Genomic DNA, 24,839 nt, shown 5'->3' with positions numbered 1-24,839 from the left:
CAATTCCTGGGGTGAGTCTCCATGCAAGGTTTCATCAAGCGCTGTGCCCTGCTTGTCGCCGTCGGCCTGTGTGCCGGTACGGCGCAGGCCGCAGAAAAGGTGATCTTCGATACCGACTTCAACGTGCTCAACGATGACGGCCAGGCCTTTATCATGCTTGCCCAGCTGCATGGGCAAAAACGCATCGACCTGCTGGGCATGACCCTGGTCAGCGGTAACGCCTGGGTCGACCAGGAACAGGTGGACGCCCTCAAGGCCGTGGAGCGCATGGGCGTGGAAAAGGCAGTCGGCGTCTATTCCGGCGCCGCCTACCCGTTGCTGCATGACTACACCACCTATGAGGCGGAAAAAGCCCTGTTCGGTTCCGGCTGGCCGGGCGCATTCAAGAACCCGCGTCCAACCAGCGCATCCCAACTGGCAACCCCGCCGGACGGGCTGGCCACTCACACCCAACTGCGCAAGGAAACCGCCGTCCAGTTCATCGTCGACAGCGTGCGGGCCAACCCCCACGAGGTGACGATTCTGGCGGTCGGCCCACTGACCAACATTGCCCTGGCGATTCGTTCGGCGCCGGACATCGTGCCGTTGATCAAGCGCATCGTATACATGGGCGGCGCCTTGGAAATTCCGGGCAATACTACGCCGGCGGCGGAGTTCAACTGGTGGTTCGACCCGGAGGCCGCGAAGATCGTGTTGCGCTCGCCGATCGAACACGTGATTTTCCCCAACGATGTCTGTGAGAAAGTCACCTTCGACAAGTCGGTGTACCAGCGGGTGATTGCCCACAAAGGCGCAATTGCCGACCTGTATAAACACGAGTTCGGGCCGCTGTTCGACAAGGACCCGGCCTACCACAGCTTCACCTGGGACAGCCTGCCGGCGCTGTTTCTCGTCAGCCCCGAGATCGTCACCGAATCCCGCGAACTGTGGGTGGATGTAGACGCCACCTTCGGCGCCGATTACGGCCGGGCACTGGGCTACCAGAAAGGCGCGCCGGTGGGCACGCAGAAGGCCAAGGTGGTGTTTGCCGTGGACCAGAAGAAGTTCTGGGATGGCTACGTCAACCTGGTGACGTTGCCCACGCCGGTCAACATCTCCCGCTGACTGCGCTGTAACTTGAAGGGCTGTGGTTTAATTGCGCGTTTTGCCCAGCCCTTCAAGGAATCCGTTGTCGATGAATCAGCCCGCCACCAAAGTCCTGGTCATTGGTTACGTCTGGCCAGAGCCCCGCTCCTCGGCAGCCGGCGGGCACATGATGCAGATTCTCGAGAGTTTCCTGGCCCAGGGTTGGGACATTACCTTCAGCAGCCCCGCCGCCTCGGGTGAGCACAAGGCCGACTTGCCCGCTCTGGGCGTTCGCGAATGTGCGATCGAGCTGAATAACAGCAGTTTCGACGAATTCATTCAGCAACTTGCCCCGGATATCGTGCTGTTCGACCGTTTCATGATGGAAGAACAGTTCGGCTGGCGCGTAGAGAAATGCTGCCCGAATGCGCTCCGCGTACTCGAAAGCTCCGACCTGCAAAGCCTGCGGGATGCCCGGCACCAGCGCCTCAAGGACTTCCTGAAGACGCAACCCGAGGCTGACGACTTCAGCCCTTTGTTCAGCCAGGACCTGGCCGCCGAATTCACTTACATGGCCGATACCGACCTGGCCAAGCGCGAGATCGCCGCGATCTACCGCTGCGACATCAGCCTGATGATCTCCGATGTGGAAATCCAGTTGCTGACCGAACACTTCAACGTGCCCGCCGCCCTGCTCCACTGGTGCCCGCTGATGGTGATACCGCCCACCGAGGACTTCGCGCCGTTTGAAGACCGCGCGCACTTCCTGAGCATCGGCAACTTTCGCCATGCGCCGAACTGGGATGCGGTGTTGTGGATGAAGAACAGCGTGTGGCCGCTGATCCGCAAGCAACTGCCGGGTGTTCAACTCCACGTGTATGGCGCCTACACGCCGCCCAAGGCCACTGCCCTGCACAACCCGGCCCAAGGCTTCCATGTGATGAACTGGGCCGAAGACGCGTTGCAGGTCATGACTGCCGCGCGCATCTGCCTCGCGCCTCTGCGGTTTGGTGCCGGGATCAAGGGCAAGCTGGCCGACGCGATGCTCTGTGGCACACCGAGCGTCACCACACCAGTGGGTGCCGAAGCCATGGGTGAACCGTGGCCCGGCGTGGTCGAGCACAGCGCCAGTGCGCTGGCGGCGCAAGCGGTTGCGTTGTATCAGGACCAGGAGCGCTGGGCCCAGGCCCAGGAAGACGGTAGGCAATTACTCGCCCGCCGGTACGCTCAGGATCTTCACGGCCCGGCCCTGGTGGCGCGCCTGGAGCAGTGCCGCAGCGAGCTGGCCGAGCACCGCCGCAACAACTTCACCGGCAGCATGCTGCGCCATCACCTGCACAAAAGTACCCAATACATGGCGCAGTGGATCGAGGCGAAAAACCGCAGCCTGTAAACACAGACGCTGGCGAGGTGGCGCGCAAGGGGGCATTATCCTTTTTGCGCCCCCACAATAAAGCGACTGCAGCATGACCCGAGCAGCGAGAATCACCGATCCTTCCTATGAGCTGATGGACGATCACAACGGTCTGTCCATCATCTACCGCCAACACGGCTTCCCGTGCCCGTTGGTGCGCTGGCATTTCCACAAGGAATATGAGCTGCACCTGATCGTCGCCAGCTCCGGCAAGGTGTTTATCGGCGACTACATCGGCAACTTCTACCCGGAAAGCCTGTTCCTCACCGGCCCCAATCTGCCCCACAACTGGATCAGCCAGGTGGCCGAGGACGAAGTGGTGCCCAAGCGAGACATGCTGGTGAACTTCACCGACGAGCTGTTCGACGGCGGCAGCCATATCTTTGCCGAGCTCAAGACCCTGGCGCCGCTGCTGGAACGGGCGCAATACGGCATCGAATTTCGTTGCAAGAAGACCATCGCCCAGGCCATGACCCTGATGCAGCGCATCGAAGACGCCCAGGGCATGGCGCGCCTGGGGCATTTCTTCATCCTGATGGAGGTGCTCAGTGCCTGCGAGGATTACCAACTGCTCTCCGGCGTGACCACCCCGCAACTGGCAGACGAACACAGCATCGACCGCACCAACCGCGCGGTGGACTACATATTTGCCCACTACGCGCGTGAGTTGTCCCTGGAAGAAGTGGCCGAATACCTCGGAATGAAGCCCACCTACTTCTCCCGCGTATTCAAACAAGCCACCGGGCGCACCTTCATCGAATTCGTTAATCGGCTGCGCATCAGCAAGTCCTGTGAGCTGTTGGCCGATGGTGACAAGGCCGTGACCGATGTGTGCTTCGAGTCAGGTTTCAACAACATCTCCAATTTCAACCGCCGGTTCCAGCAGCTCAAGGGCATGACACCGTCCCACTACCGGCGTTTGGCGGTTCAGCGGTTAACCGAGCAGAACCTGGCCTGAAAACCGAAACGCAGGGCTGCTTTACTGTGGGGAGCTGGCTTGCCTGCGATAGCGGCGGATCAGCAATGGCTGAGTTGACTGGCACACCGCGATCGCAGGCAAGTCAGCTCCCACATTGAACCGTGTTCCCGGGAAATCCTACCCGCCTGGTAAACCGTTTCAGTAATTTTCCGATGCAGTGCAAAAAGTATCAGTAAAAGTGCTCCCAAGGATTTGTCAGCACGTCAATTGAAGGCTGTAATCAACGCACACTCTTCCAGCTGTCGTGGAAGACACAACAACAATAACTGTCCTTCTGCAGCCCCTGGGCGCAGAAATGGAGTGCGCGATGAAGTTCACAGCTAAAGCTCTGCTTGCCTGTACCTGCATGACCCTCAGCGCCGTCAGTCTTGGCGCGCAAACCCTGACCATTGCCACCGTCAACAACAGCGACATGATCCGCATGCAAAAGCTCTCGAAAACCTTCGAGACCGAGCATCCGGAGATCAAGCTGAACTGGGTGGTACTCGAAGAAAACGTCCTGCGCCAACGCCTCACCACCGACATCGCCACCCAGGGCGGACAGTTCGACGTGCTGACCATCGGCATGTACGAAGCTGCACTCTGGGGCGCAAAAGGCTGGCTGGAACCGATGAAGGACCTGCCTGCGTCCTACGACCTGGATGATGTTTTCCCGTCCGTGCGTGACGGCCTTTCCGTCAAGGGTTCGCTGTACGCCCTGCCGTTCTACGCCGAAAGCTCCATCACCTATTACCGCACCGACCTGTTCAAGGACGCCGGGCTGACCATGCCTGAGCACCCCACCTGGACGCAGATCGGCGAGTTCGCCGCCAAACTCACCAACAAGGACAAGGAACAGTACGGCCTGTGCCTGCGGGGCAAAGCCGGTTGGGGCGAGAACATGGCGCTGATCACCACCCTGGCCAACGGCTACGGTGCACGCTGGTTCGATGAGAAGTGGCAGCCGGAATTCAACGGGCCTGAGTGGAAGGACGCGCTGAACTTCTACGTCGACAACATGAAGAAGTCCGGCCCGCCAGGTGCTTCCAGCAACGGTTTCAACGAAAACCTGGCGCTGTTCAACAGCGGCAAGTGCGCGATCTGGGTCGACGCCAGCGTCGCCGGCTCGTTCGTCACCGACAAGACCCAAAGCAAGGTGGCTGACCACGTCGGCTTCACCTTTGCACCCCACGAGAAGACCGACAAAGGTACTTCGTGGCTGTACTCCTGGTCCCTGGGGATTCCAACCAGCTCCAAAGCCAAGGACGCCGCCAAGGTCTTCACCACCTGGGCCACTTCCAAGGAATACAGCCAGTTGGTCGCCAAGACCGACGGGATTGCCAACGTACCGCCAGGTACCCGCACGTCGACCTACAGCGACGAATACATGAAGGCTGCGCCGTTTGCCAAGGTGACGCTGGAATCGCTGAAAGTCGCGAACCCGAAAGATCCGTCGGCCAAGCCGGTGCCGTATGTGGGTATCCAGTTGGTGACCATTCCTGAATTCCAGGCGATTGGTACCCAGGTCGGCAAGTTCTTCTCCAGCGCACTGACCGGTGGCTCCACTGCCGAAAAAGCCCTGGCGGACGCACAGACCTTCACCGAACGCGAAATGAAGCGGGCCGGTTATCCCAAGTAAAGCGGGCACACCCCACTGAATGTGGGAACCCGCTTTTGTGTGAGAGGCTCTTGGCGGGAGCTGACTTGTCTGCGATGCACACACCTCGGTCTGTCAGTTAAACCGAGGGGATGCCATCGCAGGCAAGCCAGCTCCCACACAAGCCAGCTCCCACATCGACCGCGCTTCGACGCTCGCTCTGCATGTACCTGACTGGTCCTGATCACCATGAATACCACCACTGCCCAAGTGCAAACCGCTTCGCCGGACAAGCCGCGTAAAAGCCGCCTGATCAACCCCGGCTGGTTCCTCGTCAGCCCCTCGGTGGCCTTGTTGCTGCTGTGGATGATCGTGCCGCTGGGCATGACCCTGTACTTCTCGCTGATTCGCTACAACCTGCTCTACCCCGGCGAAAACCAATTCGTGGGGCTGGAGAACTTCACCTACTTCATCACCGACTCGGGCTTCTTGCCCGGCGCCACCAACACCCTGTTGCTGGTGGGCAGCGTCTTGCTGATCAGCGTGGTGTTTGGCGTACTGATCAGTGCCCTGCTGGAAGCCAGCGAGTTCTTCGGTCGCGGGCTGGTGCGGGTGTTGCTGATTTCACCGTTCTTCATCATGCCCACCGTCGGTGCGCTGATCTGGAAGAACCTGATTTTCCATCCAGTGTCGGGGATCCTCGCCTACGTGTGGAAACTGTTCGGCGCCCAGCCGGTGGACTGGCTGGCCCATTACCCGTTGCTGTCGATCATTATCATTGTGTCCTGGCAGTGGTTGCCCTTCGCGATCCTGTTGCTGATGACCGCCATGCAGTCCCTCGACCAGGAACAGAAGGAAGCCGCCCGCCTCGACGGTGCCGGCGCCATCGCGATCTTCTGGCACCTGACTCTGCCGCACCTGGCGCGCCCGATTGCCGTGGTGGTGATGATCGAAACCATCTTCCTGCTCTCGGTGTTCGCCGAAATCTTCACCACCACCAACGGCGGCCCCGGCTACGCCTCGACCAACCTCGCCTACCTGATCTACAACCAGGCGCTGGTGCAGTTCGACGTGGGCATGGCCTCGGCCGGCGGTTTGATTGCCGTGGTCATCGCCAATATCGCGGCGATCATCCTGGTGCGGATGATCGGCAAAAACCTGACTGACAAGCCTTGAGGGCCGCGCCATGACGCTTCAACAATCCCGCCGCCTGCAAAGCGTGCTGCTCGGCACTCTGGCCTGGGCCATCGCGATCCTGATTTTCTTCCCGATCTTCTGGATGGTGCTGACCAGCTTCAAGACCGAAATCGACGCGTTCGCCACGCCGCCGCAGTTCATCTTCACGCCGACGCTGGAGAACTACCTGCACATCAACGAGCGCAGCAACTACTTCAGCTACGCCTGGAACTCGGTGCTGATCTCCTTCAGCGCCACCGCGTTGTGCCTGCTGATCTCGGTACCGGCCGCCTACTCCATGGCCTTCTACGAGACCAAGCGCACCAAGGGCACGCTGCTGTGGATGCTCTCCACCAAGATGCTGCCGCCGGTGGGCGTGCTGATGCCGATCTACCTGCTGGCCAAGAGCTTCGGCCTGCTGGACACACGCATCGCGCTGATCATCATCTACACCCTGATCAACCTGCCGATTGTGGTCTGGATGGTTTACACCTACTTCAAGGACATCCCCAAGGACATCCTCGAAGCCGCCCGCCTGGACGGCGCCACTCTGTGGCAGGAAATGGTCCGGGTGCTGCTGCCGATCGCCAAGGGCGGCCTGGCTTCCACGGTGTTGCTGTCGCTGATCCTGTGCTGGAACGAGGCGTTCTGGTCGCTGAACCTGACCTCGTCCAACGCTGCGCCGCTCACCGCGCTGATCGCCTCCTATTCCAGCCCCGAAGGTTTGTTCTGGGCCAAATTGTCTGCCGTGTCGACCCTGGCCTGTGCGCCGATCCTGATCTTTGGCTGGATCAGCCAGAAACAGCTGGTCCGCGGCTTGTCCTTCGGCGCCGTGAAGTAACGGCTCCTTTAAAAATATTTAGAAGCGGAGGCCCATCATGGCCAACCTGAAAATCAAGAATCTGCAAAAAGGCTTCGAAGGTTTCTCCATCATCAAGGGCATCGACCTTGAGGTGAACGACAAGGAATTCGTGGTGTTCGTCGGGCCGTCGGGCTGCGGTAAATCCACCTTGTTGCGCCTGATTGCCGGCCTGGAAGAAGTCACCGAAGGTACCATCGAACTGGATGGCCGCGACATCACTGAGGTCACTCCGGCCAAGCGCGACCTGGCGATGGTGTTCCAGACCTACGCCCTGTACCCGCACATGAGCGTGCGCAAGAACATGTCGTTTGCCCTGGACCTGGCCGGCGTCGACAAGAAGATTGTCGAGAGCAAGGTCAACGAAGCGGCGCGTATCCTGGAGCTGGGCCCTTTGCTGGAGCGCAAGCCGAAGCAGTTGTCCGGTGGCCAGCGTCAGCGTGTCGCCATCGGCCGTGCGATTGTGCGTAACCCGAAGATCTTCCTGTTCGATGAACCGCTGTCCAACCTCGATGCCGCCTTGCGGGTGCAGATGCGCCTGGAGCTGTCGCGCCTGCATAAAGAACTGCAAGCCACCATGATCTACGTGACCCACGACCAGGTCGAAGCCATGACCCTGGCCGACAAGGTGGTGGTGCTCAACAGCGGCCGCGTGGAACAGGTGGGCTCGCCGCTGGAGCTGTATCACCAGCCGGCCAACCTGTTTGTCGCAGGCTTTTTGGGCACGCCGAAAATGGGTTTCCTCAAAGGCAAGATCAACCGCGTGGATGCCCAGAGCTGCGAAGTCGAACTGGACGCCGGCGGCCGCATCAGCCTGCCCCTGAGCAGCGCCACCTTGAGCGTTGGCAGCGCGGTGACCCTGGGCATTCGTCCGGAACACCTGGAAATCGCCACCCCTGGCCAGGCCACCCTGACCGTTACCGCCGACGTCGGTGAGCGCCTGGGCAGCGACACTTTCTGCCACGTCATCACCGCCAGCAAGGAGCCGTTGACCTTGCGGATCCGTGGCGACATGGCCAGCCAGTATGGCGAAACCTTGCAGCTGTACCTGGACCCGACCCAATGCCATCTGTTCGACGCTGACGGTGTTGCCGTGGCCCGTCCACTGCGCGCCGCCGCCTGATTTCGCGAGAATTTCCTGATGAAACTGAACAAGCAAAACCTCACGCAACTGGCGCCTGAAGTGCAACTGCCAACCTATGCGATTGCCAATACCCGTCAGGGCATCGCGCACATTGGCGTCGGCGGCTTCCACCGCGCGCACCAGGCGTATTACACCGACGCCTTGATGAATACCGGCGTGGGCCTGGACTGGAGCATTTGCGGCGTGGGCCTGCGGGCTGAAGACCGCAAGGCCCGGGACGACCTGGCCGGCCAGGACTATCTGTTTACCCTGTATGAACTGGGGGACACCGACGACACCGAAGTGCGTGTGATCGGCTCCATCAGCGACATGCTGCTGGCCGAAGACGGTGCCCAGGCGCTGATCGACAAGCTGGCCAGTCCACAGATTCGGATTGTCTCGCTGACCATCACCGAAGGCGGCTACTGCATCGACGACAGCAACGGCGAGTTCATGGCCCACCTGCCGCAGATCCAGCACGACCTGGCCAATCCGGGCTCACCGAAAACCGTGTTCGGCTTTATCTGCGCTGCGTTGACCCAGCGCCGGGCAGCCGGGGTTCCGGCGTTTACCGTGATGTCCTGCGATAACCTGCCCCACAACGGCGCCGTGACCCGCAAGGCGTTGCTGGCCTTCGCCGCGCTGCACAACGCTGACCTGCATGAGTGGATCAAGGCCAACGTCAGCTTCCCGAATGCCATGGTCGACCGCATCACGCCGATGACCAGCACTGCGCACCGCCTGCAACTGCATGACGAGCATGGCATCGACGACGCCTGGCCGGTGGTCTGCGAGCCGTTTGTGCAGTGGGTACTGGAAGACAAGTTCGTCAACGGCCGCCCAGCTTGGGAAACCGTAGGCGTGCAGTTCACCGACGACGTGACGCCGTATGAAGAGATGAAGATCGGCTTGCTCAACGGCAGCCACCTGGCGCTGACGTACCTGGGTTTCCTGAAGGGTTACCGCTTCGTCCACGAAACCATGAACGACCCGTTGTTCGTGGCCTATATGCGCGCCTACATGGACCTGGACGTCACGCCCAACCTGGCACCGGTGCCGGGGATCGACCTGACCGAATACAAGCAGACCCTGGTGGACCGCTTTTCCAACCAGGCGATTGCCGACCAGTTGGAGCGCGTGTGTTCCGATGGCTCGTCGAAGTTTCCCAAGTTCACCGTACCCACCATCAATCGCCTGATTGCCGACGGGCGCGAGACCGAGCGTGCCGCACTGGTGGTGGCCGCATGGGCGCTGTACTTGAAAGGCGTGGATGAAAATGGGGTGATCTACCGCATTCCGGATCCCCGCGCCGAGTTTTGCCAGGGGCTGGTGACGGAAGACGCGTTGATCAGCAAGCGGCTGCTGGGGGTGGAAGAGATTTTTGGTACGGCTATTCCCAACTCGCCCGAGTTTGTGGCAGCGTTTGAGCGGTGTTTCGAAAGCCTGCAGGATGTGGGTGTGAGCAAAACGCTGGAGCGGCTGCTCGCCAATCTCAACTGACGGAACCGAATCAAACTGTGGGAGCTGGCTTGCCTGCGATAGCGGTGTATCAGTCACACCATTACTGACTGAACAGGCGCCATCGCAGGCAAGCCAGCTCCCACATTGATCGCATTCCACATCCCTAATGTGCTGAGCGACCTACCATGACCCAGCAAAACCTCTATCTCGGCATCGACTGCGGCACCCAGGGCACCAAGGCCATCGTGCTGGACGCCAGCAGCGGCAAAGTCCTGGGCCTGGGCGCCGCCAGCCACACGCTGATCAGCGGTGCCAATGGCCGCCGCGAACAGCACACCCAGGAGTGGCTGGACGCCTTTACCGAAGCCACTCACCGCGCCTTGCAACAGGCTGGCGTGGACGGCCAGGACATCCTCGCCATCGGCGTTTCCGGCCAGCAACACGGCCTGGTACTGCTCGACGACCAGGGCCAGGTGCTGCGCCCCGCCAAACTCTGGTGCGACACCGAAACCGCACCGGAAAACGATCGTCTGTTGCAGCACCTCGGCGGTGAAAGCGGCTCCCTGGAACGCCTCGGCGTGGCCATCGCGCCGGGCTACACCGTGTCCAAGCTGCTGTGGACCCGCGAGCAACACCCGGAAGTGTTCGCGCGCATCGCGCTTATCCTGCTGCCCCACGACTACCTCAACTACTGGCTCACCGGCCGCGCCTGCGCGGAATACGGCGATGCTTCCGGCACCGGTTATTTCAACGTACGCACCCGGGCATGGGACCTCGCACTGCTGCGCCACATTGATCCCGACGGGCGCCTGGAAGCGGCACTGCCCGAGTTGATCGAAGCGAATCAAGCCGTGGGCACCATCCTGCCCGCCATCGCCGAGCGCCTGGGCATCAACCCGAATGCGCAAGTCTCCAGCGGCGGCGGCGACAACATGATGGGCGCCATCGGCACCGGCAATATCGTCCCCGGCGTGATCACCATGAGCCTGGGCTCATCCGGTACAGTGTATGCCTTTGCCGATCAGGCCAACGTCAGCCCGCAGGCGTCGGTCGCGACCTTCTGCTCCTCCAGCGGCGGCTGGCTGCCGTTGATCTGCACCATGAACCTGACCAACGCCACTGGGGTCATCCGCGAGCTGTTCGACCTGGACTTGGCGGCGTTCAACGCGCTGGTGGCCGAGGCACCTATTGGCGCCGACGGCGTGAGCATGCTGCCGTTCCTCAACGGCGAGCGGGTGCCCGCCCTGCCCCACGCCACCGGCAGCCTGCACGGCTTGACCATGACCAACCTGACCCGCGCCAACCTGTGCCGCGCCGTGGTCGAAGGCACCACCTTCGGCTTGCGCTACGGCCTGGACCTGTTGCGCCAGACCGGTCTGCAAAGCCAGAGCATCCGCCTGATCGGTGGCGGCTCGAAAAGCCCGGTGTGGCGGCAGATGGTCGCGGATATCATGAACACCGAAGTGGTCTGCACCGAACAAAGCGAAGCCGCGGCCCTCGGCGCGGCGATCCAGGCCGCGTGGTGCCAGTCCGGTGAGAGCCTGGCGCAGTTGTGCCAGCGTTGCGTCAGCGTCGACGCGGCCAGCCGCACGGTGCCAAATGCCGGCAGCGTCAGTGCCTACCAGCAGGCTTATGAGCGTTATCAACAGCACGTGGCATCCCTTTAAGAGCGAACGAATATGTATTTGGTATGTGGCGAAGCGCTGTTTGATTTCTTCAGCGAGGACGATGCCAGCGGTAAGGCATCCAGGGTCAATTACAAGGCGATTGCCGGCGGCTCGCCGTTTAACGTCGCAGTAGGTTTGCGTCGACTGGGAACCGATGCGGGCTTTTTCGCCGGGATCTCCGACGACTACCTGGGTCGACGCTTGTTGCAGGTGCTCAAGGACGAAGGCGTGGGCGAGGAGTACCTCGTGGAGTTCGCCGCGCCGACCACCCTGGCAATGGTCGCCGTGGGTGCCAACGGTTCACCGCAATACAGCTTTCGCGGTGAAGGTTGCGCCGACCGCCAGTTGCGACTTGAGCATCTACCGGCGTTGGGCGACGAAGTGCGTGGTGTACACATCGGCTCGTTCTCACTGGTGGTGCAGCCGATTGCCGACACGTTGCTGGCCCTGGTGCGCCGGGAAAGTGGCAAGCGCCTGATCAGCCTCGACCCCAACGTACGCCTGAACCCCGAGCCGAACATCGAGCTGTGGCGCGCCCGCGTGGCCGAGCTGGTCAAGCATGCCGACCTGATCAAGGTCAGTGACGAAGACCTGCACCTGCTCTACCCCGGCCAAGCCCCGGAAAGCGTCCTGCAAGGCTGGTTGCAGCACCGTTGCCAACTGGTATTCCTGACCCGTGGCGGCGATGGCGCGACGGTGTTCAGCCGCCAGCACGGCAGCTGGTCGGCGCCAGCGGTCAAGGTCGTCATGGCGGACACGGTAGGGGCTGGCGATACATTCCAGGCCGCGTTGATTGCCTGGCTGACCGAGCAGCAACTGGACTCGGTGGAGGGCCTGCAACAGCTGACCCGGGAGCAGATCAGCAGCATGCTTGCCTTTGCCATCCGTGCTGCGGCACTCACCTGCAGCAAGACCGGGCCGGACCTGCCCTATCGTCGTCAGCTGGACTGACAAATACGCGGAAAAAAATCAATATGCCACTATGTAAGCCACGTATCACGTGGCTTACAGCCCTGCGGTTATCTGTCCGAAAATTCTGCATTGTGTAAAAAACTGTACTAAACCCAAAAAACATGTGCAGTTTTTATAACAAAAACAGGGCAGATCAATGCGTAATAAACGGACTTTTCAGCCTCGCGCCGTGTTGGCTGTCGGCATCCTCTCACTGCATTACCTGGCCCCCCAACAAGCCCTGGCGGCTTGCGTACTCACCCCGGGCCCGGGCAACGATACCTATACCTGCGACAGCGGCAGCAGCCCCACCGGCCTGACCGACCTTACGGGCAATAACACCCTGACCCTGCCTGCAGGCGGCACCGGCACTATCAACGGCAATATCACCTTCGGCGCCGGCACGGATTTCGTCGATATGAACTCCGGGCGCATCGTGGGCAGCATCACCCAGGGCGACGGTGCCGATCGCTTCCAGATCAGCGCGGGGACCGTGACCGGCGCCGTTTCCCAGGGCAACGGCATCGATGATTTCGTGATGAGCGGCGGGCAGATCCAGTCCCTGGCCCAAGGCGATGGCCGCGACACGTTCCTGATGACCGGCGGCACCATCGTCGGTGCTTTTGAGGATGGCGACGTGGCCCGGCAAACCGGTGGCACCATCGGCCGGGTCGACATGAAGCTGGACAACAATATCTATGACATGTCCGGCGGGGCAATCCTCGGCAATCTGGTGACCGCCTTCGGTACAGATACCATCATCGTCTCCGGCGGCAGCATCGGTGGCAATATCAGCACCAGTGGCGGCAACGACAGTATTACCGTGAGTGGCGGCGTCATCAGTGGCGAGATCCGCGCCAGTGTCGGTAATGACACCTTCAACTGGATCAATGGTGGCCAGATCAAGTCCGCCGTGCTGATGGGCGACGGCGACGACACCGCACTGATCAGCGGCCTCAATGAAACCCTGCTCGGCACTACGCCTTCGATTGACGGCGGCCTGGGCAATGACCAACTGACCTTCGACAACACCACTTCCAGCACCGCCGCCCGGTATATCGGGTGGGAAACAGTCAACCTCAACAACAACTCGCGTTTCGACCTGGCCGGCGACTTTTTCCTCGGCGACAGTGCCAGCAATACCGGCACCTTCAACATCGATGGCAGCAGCACCCTGGGCGTGACGCAAGGCAGTATCCGCCCCTACACCGCAGGCGCACTGGCCACCCTGAATAATGCCGGCACCGTCGACATGACCAGCCGCAGCAACAGCGCCACCGATACGTTGACGGTGTACGGCAACTACGTGGGCAACAATGGGCAGCTTTGGTTGCAAACCGTGCTGGGCGACGAGAACTCGGCTACCGACAAACTGGTTGTGTCTGACGGGACCATCAGCGGGCACACACAAATGACCGTGAGCAATCTCGGCGGCCTGGGCGGTCTCACGCAAAACAGCGGGATCGAAGTGGTGCAAGCCCTCAACGGTGCCACCAGCAGCACCGATGCGTTTGCCCTGAAAGGCTCGGTATCCGCCGGAGCTTATGAGTACCTGCTGTTCAAAGGTGGTGTAACCGCCGGCACGGAAAATAACTGGTACTTGCGTTCGTCGGTGGTCGCCGTGCAGCCACCGGTGGTTCCACCTGTCCCGCCGACGCCACCGGTGGTGGTGCCCGTGCCGCCGATCCCGCCAGTGCCGCCCGTGGTCGCGCCGGATGAACCGCCCGTTGAGCCACCGACCGCGCAACCCGTCGCGCCGGTGGAGCCCCCTGCTCCGCCACCCAGCCAGGTCGCGGCCGCCAACTCGCCGGAGTCGGCAGCGAGCAACCCGGTGTTGCCTACCGCCATCGCCGGGGCCGAGCCGATTCCGTTGTATCGCCTGGAGGTGCCGGTGTACTCGGTGGTCGTCCCTGCCGCGCAGTTGATGACGCTTCAGGCCCTGGGCACCTTCCACGACCGCCAGGGCGAACAAAGCCTGCTCAGCGAAACCGGGCCGGTCCCGGCGGGATGGGGCCGTGCCTATGGCAGTGGCTTCAACAAGAGCTGGTCGGGCACGGTATCGCCGAGTTTCGACGGTTCCATCAAGGGCTATCAGGTCGGCCACGACCTCTATGCCTCCGAGACCAGTGGCGGGCAGATCCAGCGTTTCGGCCTGTTTATCGGTCAAAGCCGCCTGCAAGGTGACATCAAGGGCTTTTCAATGGGCTTCCAGGACAACCGCGCCGGGCGGGTGAAGCTGGATGGCGATAACTTCGGCGCCTACTGGACCCTCACCGACCCCAAGGGCTGGTACGTGGACCTGGTAGCCATGGGCACACGCTTAGACGGTGACAGCAAGTCCGACCGTGACGTGAAGATCGACAACAAGGGCCACGCCCTGGCCCTGTCGGCAGAAGCGGGTTACCCGATTACCGTCTCCGAACATTGGGTGGTGGAACCTCAGGTGCAGGTGATCAACCAGCAGATTGACATGGACCACCAGAACGATGGCATCTCGAAGGTTTCATTCGATTCCCAGGACTACTGGACCGGCCGCCTGGGCGCACGCCTGAAGGGGCGTTACCTGGTGCAGAACACCCCGATCGAGCCCTATGTGCGGGCCAACGCCTGGCGTACCTTCGGTGGCAGCGACACGGTGACCTACGACGACGTGGACCGGATTAAAACCGATCACAAGTCATCCACCGCCGACCTCGGCGTGGGCGTTGTCGCCAAGCTGTCGTCCACCGTCAGCGTGTACCTGGCGGCGGACTACAACACCCAACTGGACAGCAATACGCTGGAGGGTTTCAGCGGTAACGCGGGGCTACGCGTGAGCTGGTAGGCTCACGCCTCCCTTGGGCAGGTGACCCCTCGCGCAACGATGGCGCCGATCACCGCGCCCACTGTCGGCGCCACCCAGAACAGCCACAATTGCATCACGTACTCCCCCCCGGCAAATAACGCCGGCCCCGTGCTGCGGGCCGGGTTGACCGAGGTATTGGTGACCGGCATGGTCACCAGGTGAATGAGGGTCAGCGCCAGGCCGATCGCGATGGGCGCGAACCCCGTTGCCGAACCAGGGCCGGTGACGCGCATGATGATGAACACCAAAAAGAACGTCGCTACGGCTTCAACCACCAATGCCGCCAGCAGGCTGTATTGCCCCGGGCTCAACTGACCATAGCCATTGGCGGCGAAAGCGTCGATCTCGAAATCCGGGCGGCCGCTGGCGATCAGCGCCAACACGGCGGCAGCGACTATCGCACCGGCCACCTGGGCGATGATGTAGGGCACTACATCGATGCCGGCCACCCGACGGCCGACCCACAGGCCGATGGTCACCGCCGGATTGAAGTGCGCACCTGAAATGCCGCCCACCGCGTAAGCCATGGTCAGCACTGCCAAGCCAGCGGCCAGGGCCACACCCGCAAAGCCAATACCCAACTCCGGGAATGCCGCGGCCAGTATCGCACTGCCACACCCCCCGAAGGTCAGCCAGAACGCTCCGAGAAACTCTGCTGCGATTTTCTTTTGCACACTCAACTCCGCCCTTTTACATACACCATCCGATGGATGGATCCACAGGCGACGGTAGCAAGCACGAATACCTGGCCCGTATCGGACTATTCCGGATGATGTGAGCGATCTTGCGGATACGCTGAAGATGAAGCTTTTGTCAGTAAAGCCTCACTTAATCGATGGTTAATCCCCCGGGAAGACAGTTGATTCGACCGCACTCGCACGGCTCCAGCCGTTGCCCAGGGCGGCCGCGGCTCATCACGTTGATGCGCCTGCGAACGACTTGCGGAGAAACACCATGAAACTGCGTACGTTAATGCTCGGTGCTGCACTGGCCCTGACGGCTGTAACGGGGATGGCGCAGGCTGACACCGCCCCCGTCGTCACGCCTTATCACTACGGCGAGAAGATGGATGTGCAAAAGGTACTTGCCATGCACGAACCCGACACCAATGTCTGCAAAGTGATCAACGCCGATATCAAGTTCGTGGACAGTCAAGGGAAAGTCCAGGACGTGGGTTATCGCAAACTGTCGGAAGCCTGCGATTGGCAGAACTGATCCCGTGCACTTTGTGGTAGGAGCGAGCTTGCTCGCCAGCGAAACGCGGGAGTTCTGAATTGACGCCGTGACTTTGCGTTCTTCGCGAGCAAGCTCGCTCCTACATGGGTATCCTTGAGCGATCGTTACGGCTGAAAGGATTCGCCATGCAATTGCACTTCCGCCCCCTCGCTACCTTCACTGCCCTGCTGTGTTTTGCCCTCGCGTTGATCTGGGGTTTGCGCCCGGACCTGCTCCTGTGGGTGTGGAGTGTTGAATACTCCAGTGCCACCGGCCTGGTCGCCCGTCGCAATGCCGCGCTGTTCCTGGCCATCGGCATCATGTTTTACCGCGCCCGCCACTCCCCCCTGATGCGACACGGCACGCCATGACCTCCGGCTTTGTGATCGGCTGTTTTGTGCTGGCGATGTTGGGGATCAGCGAATGGATCAGCGGCCACGCGGGCCCGGGAATTTTGCTGGCGGTAATCACGGAAACGGCGTTGGGCCTGACGTTTATCCAGGCCCGCAAGTCTTCACTGATTGAAGCTCAACCGTCCGTTTAATAGAAAGGACGCGCACCGGCTCGTTTGAGGGCCGGGGCATGGGTGTGGGTGTGCTTGAGGTCTTCACGCAACTCGGAAATCAAGTTGCAGATCGCCCGACTGCTGTCGAGCTTGTTCGCGCAAATGCCGGTGACCACCAGGTCGACCCGGTCATGGTCGATCTCGTGATAAACCTTCACCGTCAGCGAGGCGTCTGGCGCCTTGGTGACTTCACAGCGCTTAGGCAGAAAACTTCCTTCAATAATGCCGCGTAGTTCCAGATCCGAAAGCATGGCCGACCTCTCCTTTTATGAGATTGCCAATCGATATTTATCAATATTCGTACCGCTGGCGACCGCGATGTCACGCTCACCTTTTGCGCCTTGCCAGCCCTGGCAGACGGCTTCACGTACCCAGCCTACTAGGCCCTTTGAAGTTGCGTTGGAACCTTTCCTCATAAGCGACCACATTACTTATATAAGTTACGTGGCAGACCGCTATTACCCCATCCGTTCGGGGTGTTAACCGCTATATTTGTTGCTCATTCAGAGTTGTAACAGGATCTTATAAAGCATTAAACGTGCCGGCAGACGCACAGCTGTGCGCCCTAGAAAAATCGGGGCTTTCGGAAAAAAATACGCCCGCTGGTTCATGCGTCTTGCAACGAGCCTCCATTGGCGTCATGCAAATTGAAAGACAGCTCGTTATAAGTGCCCGCAAAAACTTTTTCCCACCTTAATAGCGGCTATCCAAACGGGTGAATGTAACTAAATTAAACATTCGTTAGATTAAACGTTTAACCTGCCTGGGCGGCCACTCGTTCAGCAACATGCCGCAAACTATCGAAGTTAATATTGGCCCCAGAGTTGATCGCCACCCATGTTTGGCCCTGGATGCCGGTCTTCGCCACATGCTTGCGGATACCGGCCAGCGCCAGGGCACCTGAAGGCTCAGTAATCGATCGCGTATCGTCGTAGATCAGCTTGATGGCACTGCACAGCTCGTCATTGCTGACGGTGATCACCTCATCTACGTGGTGCCGACAGATTTCAAAGCCGTAGGCGCCGATCTGGGCCACTGCGGTCCCATCGGCAAAGCTGTCGACACTCGGCAGCACCACCCGACTCCCCGCACGCAAGGCTGCCAGCAGGCAACTGGAGCCTTCGGGCTCGACGCCGATGATGCGCACTTCGGGGCGCAGGTATTTCACGTAGGCCGCGATACCGGCGATCAACCCGCCGCCGCCCACCGGGACGAAGATCGCGTCCAGCGGGCCCTGCTGCTGACGCAATACTTCCATCCCCACTGTGCCCTGCCCGGCGATTACGTCCGGGTCGTCGAACGGCGAGACAAAGGTGCTGCCCGTGGCCTCGGCCAGTTGCAACGCATGGGCCAGGGCAAACGGAAAGCTCTCCCCGTGCAACACCGCCTCGCCGCCTCGGGAGCGCACCCCCAACACCTTCAGTTCAGGGGTGCTGCAGGGCATGACGATCGTCGCCTTGATCCCCAATTCCCGCGCCGCCAATGCCACGCCCTGGGCATGATTGCCCGCCGACGCGGTGATCACGCCCCGGGCCTTTTGCGCGGCACTGAGCTGCACCAACTTGTTGTAGGCGCCACGAATCTTGAAGGAAAAGGTCGGTTGCAGGTCTTCGCGCTTGAGCAGGATCTGATTGCCCAGCAAGGCCGACAGCGCCGGCGCCACCTGCAACGGCGTGCGCACCGCCAGGTCGTAGACCGGGGCGGCCAGGATCTTCTTCACGTAGTGCTCAAGCAATCCCGAATCTTGGGGCTGGCTCGCCGGACGGGTACTCATGGATGTCTCCTGGGTGTTTACAAGGCCCTGGAGACGGAAAAACAAAACCCGCCTCTAGGGCGGGTTTGGGTGCAGCCGTGCGCTATCCCGCCAAATGAGGAATGGCGGTAATAATGCTTGGCTGGCAACGAAAGGTTTGAAATGTCATGAATCAAAACTAACCGGCGCCATCGGGCAAGTCAATGGCGAAACGCCAGGCTTTACGCGAAGCATACGAAACGTATACGCTTTGTATATCAACCCTGCACAGTGAAGCTCATGGGCATCGTCAAGATCACCGACCAATTGCACGAACAACTCCGTCTGGCCAGCGCCACCATGGACCGTTCCATCAACGCCCAGGCCGAGTTCTGGATCAAGATCGGCCTGCTCGCCGAGCTCAATCCACACCTGGCCTATAACGACCTGATCAACAAGCTGTTGCTGGACAAACCCGACCTGATCCGGGGGCGCGCGCAATGATCAAGACGGCGGAACAACTCGCGGTGATGCGCGAATCCGGCCGTCTGTTGGCCCAGGTGTTTACCATGCTTGACGGCTTTGTTGCCGCCGGCCAGTCGACCCTGGAGATCGACAGCGCCGTCGAAGCCTTCATCCGCAACGACCTGCAATCACGGCCTGCGAGCCTGGGGCAGTACGACTACCCCTTCTGCATCAACACCTCGATCAACGAGGTGGTGTGCCATGGCATGCCGAGCGCCAAGGACGTGCTCAAGGACGGCGACATCGTCAACATCGACATCACTCTGGAAAAAGGCGGCTATATCGCCGACTCCAGCAAAATGTACATGATCGGCAACGTCGCGCCCAAGGCCCGGCGCCTGGTGGAAATGACCTTTGAAGCCATGTGGGCCGGCATCCGCCAGGTCAAGCCCGGCGCGCGCCTGGGGGATATCGGCTACGCCATCCAGAGCCATGCCCAGAGCAACGGCTACAGCGTGGTGCGTGAGTATTGCGGACATGGCATTGGCCGCGAGATGCACGAAGAGCCGCAGATCCTGCACTTCGGCCGCCCCGGTACCGGCCTGGAACTGCGTGAAGGCATGGTGTTTACCATTGAGCCGATGCTCAACCAGGGCAGCGCCAAGGTGCGCAGCTTGAAGGATGGCTGGACGGTGGTGACGCGGGATAACAGCTTGTCGGCGCAGTGGGAACATACCGTGGCGGTGACGCGGGATGGGTTTGAGGTGTTGACGTTACAGCCGGACGTCTGAATGGCGCAAATCCCCTGTGGGAGCGGGCTTGCTCGCGAAAGCGGTGTGACAGTCGCCATCTACAGCGACTGATCCAACGCTTTCGCGAGCAAGCCCGCTCCCACATTTAGACCTCAGTGATATTCAAGATCTTAGTCAAACTGCCTTGTCGCCACTCCCCGCAATCCGCTTCAACCCCAACACCATCAACCCCGCTCCCAGCCCCATCGCCGTCATGAACAATGGGTACGAAATCCACCACGGCGTGCCCGCCGTCATCATGCTGAACTCCGACATCCCGCCTACGCTGGCGATCAGGTTCAACGGCAGGAACACCACGTTGATCAGCGTCAGCTTGCGCAGCAGGTTGTTCATGCTGTTGTTCATCAGGTTGCCCCGGGCATCGATCAGCCCGGAGAACACGTTGGAGTAAATCTCCGCCTGCTTGTAGCACTGGTTGTTCTCGATGATCAGGTCATCGATCAGGCCCAGGGTCTCAGCACTGAAATGCTCCTTTTCCCCATGGTTGCGCAGGCGCGTCAGCACCGCGCCGTTGCTGTGCAGGGCGTTGATGTAATAGATCAGGCTTTCGCTGAGGTTGAACATCTGCATCAGGTGGCGATTGCTCATCGATGCATTGAACTGCTGCTGCAACTCCCGGGCGACCATCTTGATCACCTTCAGGTGGCCCAGGTAGTGGTGGATGTTGTTGAGCAGCAAGTCCAGCAACACATCCAATGGCGTGCGTAATGGCCGGCGGGCGCCCAGCCCGGAAAGCTGGCTGTCGTCGGTGGCGATCACCAGCAACTGGTCCCCGGAAAACAGCAAGCCGCAGGACGCCACTTCAAACACAAGGTTGCCGCCGCCGGAATAGTTCTCCGGGCGCTTCCAGATCAGGAACAGATTATCGGGGTGGAACTCGATGCGGGACACTTCGTCCGGGTCCAGCGCCGAGGCCAGGGCATGTTCGTCGAGCTTGTAGCAGTCGCGCAGGTACTTGCGCTCGTGGGGGTCCGGATTGCTGAACAGCAAGACATCCCCGCCATCCCCCAGGCTGTTGTACAACTTGCCATCGGCTAATTCAAAGCGCTGGATCATCGCGCGTCACCACACCTGGCCTTGACGCTTCAACTCCAGGCGTCGTACGAACTCCTCCAGTACCAGGGAATACAAGTCGTCTTGCAGGTAGGCATCTTCGATACCGGCGTCCATGTTGGGGTTGTCGTTGACCTCGATCACCACCACCTTGTCGCCGGATTGCTTGAGGTCCACGCCGTACAGGCCGTCGCCGATCAGGTTGGCGGTTTTTACCGCCAGTTCCACTACCGCCTTGGGCGCTTCGTGGACCGCCAGGGTGCGGCACTCGCCGTTGATGTCCTGGCCGATGGCCTTGTGGTTATAGATCTGCCAATGCCCCTTGGACATGAAGTACTGGCAGGCAAAGATCGGCTTGCGGTTGAGGACGCCGATGCGCCAGTCGTACTCGGTGTAGAAAAATTCCTGGGCCAGCAGCAACACAGAATGCTCGAACAATTCGGCGGTGGCGGTCAGCAGCGCTTGCTGGCTTTCGACCTTGATCACGCCACGGGAGAAACACCCGTCGGGGATCTTCAGCACCAGCGGGAAGCCAAGGCGCTCGCCCACCCGTTCAAAGTCTTCGGGTCGCTCCTTGTAGAGAATTTCGGTGGCGGGCATGCCCAGTTGATGGCTTTTCAGAAGGTCGGTGAGGTAGACCTTGTTGGTACAGCGAAGGATCGACGCCGGGTCGTCCATCACCACCAGACCTTCGCTCTCGGCTTTTTTGGCGAAGCGGTAGGTGTGGTTGTCGACGCTGGTGGTCTCGCGGATCAGCAAGGCGTCGTATTCGGCCAGGCGGGCGTAGTCCTTGCGTTCGATCAGCTCCACATCGATGCCCAGGCCCTTGCCCACCCGGACGAAATTGTCCAGGGCGCGGGCGTTGGATGGCGGCAGTTGTTCCTGCGGGTCATGCAGGATCGCCAGGTCGTAGCGGGCCAACCGTCGGGAGCGCGGTTGGCGCCAGATCTTGCGGCTGAAGTTATCCAGCGCATTGGCAAACTGATCTTCCTGGTCATCCCGCAACTTATGCAATACGCCAGACTTGATGCCTTCGATGTGCCAGCCGTTATTCTTGCGAAACTCAACTAACAGGATTGGACAAGGGAACGCTTCAAACAACTGACGAGCCAAATCCTGCAAGGGTTCAATATTGGTTCGGCCAAAATAAAGTGTCAGGGTAAAGCCTTCGGTGTTGCTGTAGAGATGATGACTCAAGGCTTTGTCGAGGGTTTTATCCAGGTCATCCAGGGCCAGGCCGTACAGGGACTTTTTCGTCAGTTCGCTGATGGTGCGCACCGACGGAATCACCTTGTGGCCCCGCGCCTCGGCCAGCAGCGAGCAGTAGTAGCCGTGCCCCAGGTACTTGTAGCTGCGGCACAGGTTGATCACCTGCACACGCTTGCCCGTCTCGTTTTCCCGGGTTTGCTCAAGGTATTCCTGGGCGGTGACGATGTCTTCGCTAGGGAAGTACGACGCCCAGTCTTCCTTGCGCTCGACAATAATCACGACTTGACTTGCACTCTTGGGAGGGCTGGAAAAATAACCGCTGGAAGTTATTGTCGCCGCCACTGTTTGCTCGGATACTTCACGCCAATGACCTTGTACCGCTGACATATTGATTGATCCGCTTTAGAGAACTAGACCTTTTCTATTAAGCACGATCTTTTAGAGAAGTCCCGTTTCGTTACGCAACTTTTACGGCGGTCACATGGCTCTTTCCTTTCGCGTTGCAACACCCGATGACGTGCCTGCATTGGTGGCATTGGAACAGCACTGTTTCACCACGGACCGGCTCTCCACCCGCAGCTTCCAGTGGATGGTCAGCCGCGCCCACGGGCAACTGCTGGTGGCGGAAAAAGGCGACGATTTGCTGGGCTACGCCCTGGTGCTGTTCCACCGTGGCACCTCCTTGGCGCGCCTGTATTCCATCGCCATCGCCGAGTCCTCCCGGGGCCTGGGTTTGGGCAAGCAACTGCTGACGCGCATCGAAGCCTGTGCGGTGGAACATGACTGCGCCTACCTGCGCCTGGAAGTGCGCACCGACAACCCCGGCGCCATCGCCCTGTACGAGCGCAACGGCTATCGGCGCTTTGCCCTGGTCAACGACTACTACGAAGACCATGCCCCCGCCCTGCGCCTGGAGAAACGCATCCTCCAGCACCAGGACGCGCGAGCCTTGAGCGTGCCCTATTACCAACAGACCACCGACTTCACCTGTGGCGCCGCCAGCCTGCTGATGGCCATGGGCGCCCTGGAACCTGCACGGGTGGCCCAGCGCCGCGAAGAACTGCAGATCTGGCGCGAAGCAACCACCGTGTTCATGACCGCCGGCCACGGCGGTTGCAGCCCCCAGGGCCTGGCACTCGCCGCCTGGCGCCGGGGCTTTCGGGTGCGTATGCAGGTCAATGTCAGTGGGCCGTTGTTTCTCGACGGGGTGCGTGATCAGCATAAAAAAGACGTCATGCGTTTGGTGCATGACGCCTTCGAGGAAGAGTTGGCCTTGAGCGACGTTGAGCAAGTGCTCGGCGGCCCGCTGGATTTACCCCAGGTGCTGCGCGACGGCGGGCAGCCGCTGGTGTTGATCAGCAGCTACCGGCTGACCCGCTCCAAGTCGCCCCATTGGGTGATCGTCACCGACTGCGACGAAGACTTCGTGTACCTGCACGACCCGGACGTGGATCACAGCCAGCATCGCCAACCCATGGACTGCCAGCACCTGCCGGTCAGCCACGGGGAGTTCGAGCGAATGTGCCGGTTCGGCAACAACAAATTGCGGGCGGCGGTGGTGGTGTTCAGGCGACTTGCTTGATCCCGGCCTTGGCTTCCAGCTCGCGCACCAGCGGCAACACGCGCTGGCCGAAGTACTCGACTTCTTCCTGGAAATGCAGGAAGCCAGCCAGCACCAGGTCCACGCCGACCGCCTTCAACGCCACGATGCGCTCGGCGATCTGTTGCGGGGTGCCAATCAGGTTGGTCTTGAAGCCGTCGTTGTATTGCACCAGATCCTCAAAGGTCGACTTGGCCCAGTTGCCCTCGCCTTCCGGCGATGCCTTGCCCGCCTGCTTTGCCGCATCGCCAAATGCGTTGACGGCTTCCGGGTCGGCCTGCTCGATGATTTGCGCGAGCACGGCGCGGGCTTCTTCCTCGGTGTCGCGGGCAATCACAAACGCATTGACCCCGACTTTCACCGAGTGGTTGTTGGCAGCGGCCTTGGCGCGAATGTCGTCCACCTGAGCCTTGATGCCTTCCGGCGTGTTGCCGTTGGTGAAGTACCAGTCCGACACCCGAGCGGCCATGTCCCGCGCGGCCCGTGAACTGCCACCCTGGAAGATTTCCGGGTGCGGTTCGCCCAGTGGCTTGGGCTTGAGGCTGTAATTGTCGAAGCGGTAGAAATCCCCCCGGAAGGTGAAATTGTCCTGGGTCCAGATGCCTTTCAGGGCGCGGATAAATTCCTCGGAGCGGCGATAACGCTCGTCGTGCTCCAGCCAGTGTTCGCCAATGGCCTGGAACTCACCCTTGAACCAGCCGCTGACGATATTCACGGCGACGCGGCCGTTGGTGAGTTGGTCGATGGTTGCCAGTTGCTTGGCCGCCAGCGCAGGTTGCCAAGGGCCGGGCAAGATCGCCGCAATTACCTTGAGCTTGGTGGTGGCCGCCAGCAACGCGTGGCTGAACGCGACGGACTCATGCTGGTATTCGGCGCCATAGCCGGCGGTGAAGCGAATCTGCGTCAGAGCGTATTCGAAGCCGGCTTCCTCGGCCAACTGCGCCAGCTTGCGGTTGTAGTCGATGCCCCAGTGGGTGCGCTGTTCGATCTTGCTGACCACCAGGCCCCCGCTGACGTTGGGCACCCAGTAGGCAAATTTAACGGCTTGCTGACTCATCGGACTGTACCTCGT

The 24,839-nt window shown here is 60.6% G+C and carries 21 protein-coding genes and 1 pseudogene; 16 read left to right on the top strand and 6 right to left on the bottom strand.

The annotated features are described in order from the left end of the window. Positions 1 to 21: 21 nt before the first annotated feature. The 11 genes from JFU58_RS19710 to JFU58_RS19660 all read left to right on the top strand — a co-directional run bounded on the left by JFU58_RS19710 (position 22) and on the right by JFU58_RS19660 (position 15,095). A complete protein-coding gene (locus JFU58_RS19710) occupies positions 22 to 1,104 on the top strand; it encodes a nucleoside hydrolase (RefSeq protein WP_201141730.1) in 1,083 nt (360 codons plus the stop codon). Between the two features lie 70 nt (positions 1,105 to 1,174). Further along, positions 1,175 to 2,458 carry a glycosyltransferase gene (locus tag JFU58_RS19705; RefSeq protein ID WP_177026058.1) on the top strand — a complete coding sequence of 428 codons (1,284 nt, stop codon included), beginning with the start codon at positions 1,175 to 1,177 and terminating at the stop codon, positions 2,456 to 2,458. Between the two features lie 73 nt (positions 2,459 to 2,531). Next, positions 2,532 to 3,437, top strand: a complete 906-nt coding sequence (locus tag JFU58_RS19700; protein WP_063029835.1) for an AraC family transcriptional regulator — start codon at positions 2,532 to 2,534, stop codon at positions 3,435 to 3,437. Positions 3,438 to 3,765: 328 nt separating this feature from the next. Then, a complete protein-coding gene (locus JFU58_RS19695) occupies positions 3,766 to 5,076 on the top strand; it encodes an ABC transporter substrate-binding protein (RefSeq protein ID WP_063029833.1) in 1,311 nt (436 codons plus the stop codon). A 207-nt stretch (positions 5,077 to 5,283) separates the two neighbouring features. Next, on the top strand, positions 5,284 to 6,210 hold the full coding sequence (locus JFU58_RS19690; RefSeq protein WP_017475596.1) for a carbohydrate ABC transporter permease: 927 nt from the start codon (positions 5,284 to 5,286) through the stop codon (positions 6,208 to 6,210). Positions 6,211 to 6,220: 10 nt separating this feature from the next. Next, on the top strand, positions 6,221 to 7,051 hold the full coding sequence (locus JFU58_RS19685) for a carbohydrate ABC transporter permease (protein WP_003215312.1): 831 nt from the start codon (positions 6,221 to 6,223) through the stop codon (positions 7,049 to 7,051). 37 nt (positions 7,052 to 7,088) lie between these two features. Beyond that, on the top strand, positions 7,089 to 8,192 hold the full coding sequence (locus JFU58_RS19680; protein WP_063029831.1) for an ABC transporter ATP-binding protein: 1,104 nt from the start codon (positions 7,089 to 7,091) through the stop codon (positions 8,190 to 8,192). A gap of 18 nt (positions 8,193 to 8,210) precedes the next feature. Then, positions 8,211 to 9,692, top strand: coding sequence for a mannitol dehydrogenase family protein (locus tag JFU58_RS19675; protein WP_201141728.1), 1,482 nt, complete (start codon positions 8,211 to 8,213; stop codon positions 9,690 to 9,692). 146 nt (positions 9,693 to 9,838) lie between these two features. Then, positions 9,839 to 11,320, top strand: a complete 1,482-nt coding sequence (gene xylB / locus JFU58_RS19670; protein WP_201141726.1) for a xylulokinase — start codon at positions 9,839 to 9,841, stop codon at positions 11,318 to 11,320. A gap of 12 nt (positions 11,321 to 11,332) precedes the next feature. Then, a complete protein-coding gene (locus tag JFU58_RS19665) occupies positions 11,333 to 12,271 on the top strand; it encodes a carbohydrate kinase family protein (RefSeq protein ID WP_201141724.1) in 939 nt (312 codons plus the stop codon). Between the two features lie 157 nt (positions 12,272 to 12,428). Next, a complete protein-coding gene (locus tag JFU58_RS19660; RefSeq protein WP_201141722.1) occupies positions 12,429 to 15,095 on the top strand; it encodes an autotransporter family protein in 2,667 nt (888 codons plus the stop codon). Positions 15,096 to 15,097: 2 nt separating this feature from the next. Here JFU58_RS19660 and aqpZ read toward each other — a convergent pair whose 3' ends face one another. Continuing rightward, positions 15,098 to 15,790, bottom strand: a complete 693-nt coding sequence (gene aqpZ / locus JFU58_RS19655; RefSeq protein WP_093209624.1) for an aquaporin Z — start codon at positions 15,788 to 15,790, stop codon at positions 15,098 to 15,100. A 280-nt stretch (positions 15,791 to 16,070) separates the two neighbouring features. On the opposite strand from aqpZ, the gene JFU58_RS19650 reads away from it, so the two are divergent. Together JFU58_RS19650 and JFU58_RS19645 are read left to right on the top strand one after the other, a co-directional pair. After that, a complete protein-coding gene (locus JFU58_RS19650) occupies positions 16,071 to 16,331 on the top strand; it encodes a DUF2790 domain-containing protein (RefSeq protein WP_063029819.1) in 261 nt (86 codons plus the stop codon). A 146-nt stretch (positions 16,332 to 16,477) separates the two neighbouring features. Beyond that, positions 16,478 to 16,875, top strand: a pseudogene (locus JFU58_RS19645) (hypothetical protein). Here JFU58_RS19645 and JFU58_RS19640 read toward each other — a convergent pair. Together JFU58_RS19640 and ilvA are read right to left on the bottom strand one after the other, a co-directional pair. Further along, entirely contained in the window at positions 16,872 to 17,147 is a 276-nt protein-coding gene (locus JFU58_RS19640; RefSeq protein ID WP_201141720.1) for a DUF1652 domain-containing protein, read from the bottom strand. The pseudogene JFU58_RS19645 and the gene JFU58_RS19640 sit on opposite strands and share 4 nt — an antisense overlap. Positions 17,148 to 17,650: 503 nt before the next feature. After that, the gene (gene ilvA, locus JFU58_RS19635) at positions 17,651 to 18,670 is read right to left on the bottom strand and encodes a threonine ammonia-lyase, biosynthetic (protein ID WP_201141718.1); all 1,020 of its coding nucleotides are present in this window, start codon (positions 18,668 to 18,670) and stop codon (positions 17,651 to 17,653) included. Positions 18,671 to 18,928: 258 nt separating this feature from the next. Here ilvA and JFU58_RS19630 point away from each other — a divergent pair, with 258 nt between their 5' ends. Beyond that, on the top strand, positions 18,929 to 19,132 hold the full coding sequence (locus tag JFU58_RS19630) for a ParD-like family protein (RefSeq protein ID WP_017475587.1): 204 nt from the start codon (positions 18,929 to 18,931) through the stop codon (positions 19,130 to 19,132). Further along, positions 19,129 to 19,884: a type I methionyl aminopeptidase gene (gene map / locus JFU58_RS19625; RefSeq protein ID WP_201141716.1), complete on the top strand. Its 756-nt coding sequence runs from the start codon at positions 19,129 to 19,131 to the stop codon at positions 19,882 to 19,884. The genes JFU58_RS19630 and map overlap by 4 nt, the downstream gene beginning before the upstream one ends. Before the next feature lie 135 nt (positions 19,885 to 20,019). On the opposite strand, the gene JFU58_RS19620 is transcribed toward map, so the two are convergent. Next, positions 20,020 to 20,961 carry a magnesium transporter CorA family protein gene (locus tag JFU58_RS19620; RefSeq protein ID WP_063029811.1) on the bottom strand — a complete coding sequence of 314 codons (942 nt, stop codon included), beginning with the start codon at positions 20,959 to 20,961 and terminating at the stop codon, positions 20,020 to 20,022. A 6-nt stretch (positions 20,962 to 20,967) separates the two neighbouring features. Further along, positions 20,968 to 22,554 (bottom strand): RimK family protein, encoded by a 1,587-nt coding sequence (locus JFU58_RS19615; RefSeq protein ID WP_063029809.1) that lies wholly within the window; start codon positions 22,552 to 22,554, stop codon positions 20,968 to 20,970. A gap of 94 nt (positions 22,555 to 22,648) precedes the next feature. Between JFU58_RS19615 and JFU58_RS19610 the strand changes: the two genes are divergently transcribed. Continuing rightward, positions 22,649 to 23,749, top strand: a complete 1,101-nt coding sequence (locus tag JFU58_RS19610; protein WP_026077744.1) for a GNAT family N-acetyltransferase/peptidase C39 family protein — start codon at positions 22,649 to 22,651, stop codon at positions 23,747 to 23,749. Here the strand turns inward: JFU58_RS19610 and sfnG are convergent. Next, positions 23,733 to 24,824 carry a dimethylsulfone monooxygenase SfnG gene (gene sfnG, locus JFU58_RS19605; RefSeq protein ID WP_093209610.1) on the bottom strand — a complete coding sequence of 364 codons (1,092 nt, stop codon included), beginning with the start codon at positions 24,822 to 24,824 and terminating at the stop codon, positions 23,733 to 23,735. The two genes, JFU58_RS19610 and sfnG, sit on opposite strands and share 17 nt — an antisense overlap. Between the last annotated feature and the right edge of the window lie 15 nt (positions 24,825 to 24,839).

It is taken from the genome of Pseudomonas sp. TH34, assembly GCF_016650865.1.
Classification (GTDB): Bacteria; Pseudomonadota; Gammaproteobacteria; order Pseudomonadales; family Pseudomonadaceae; genus Aquipseudomonas; species Aquipseudomonas yamanorum.
This window is presented reverse-complemented; position numbering and strand designations above follow the sequence as displayed.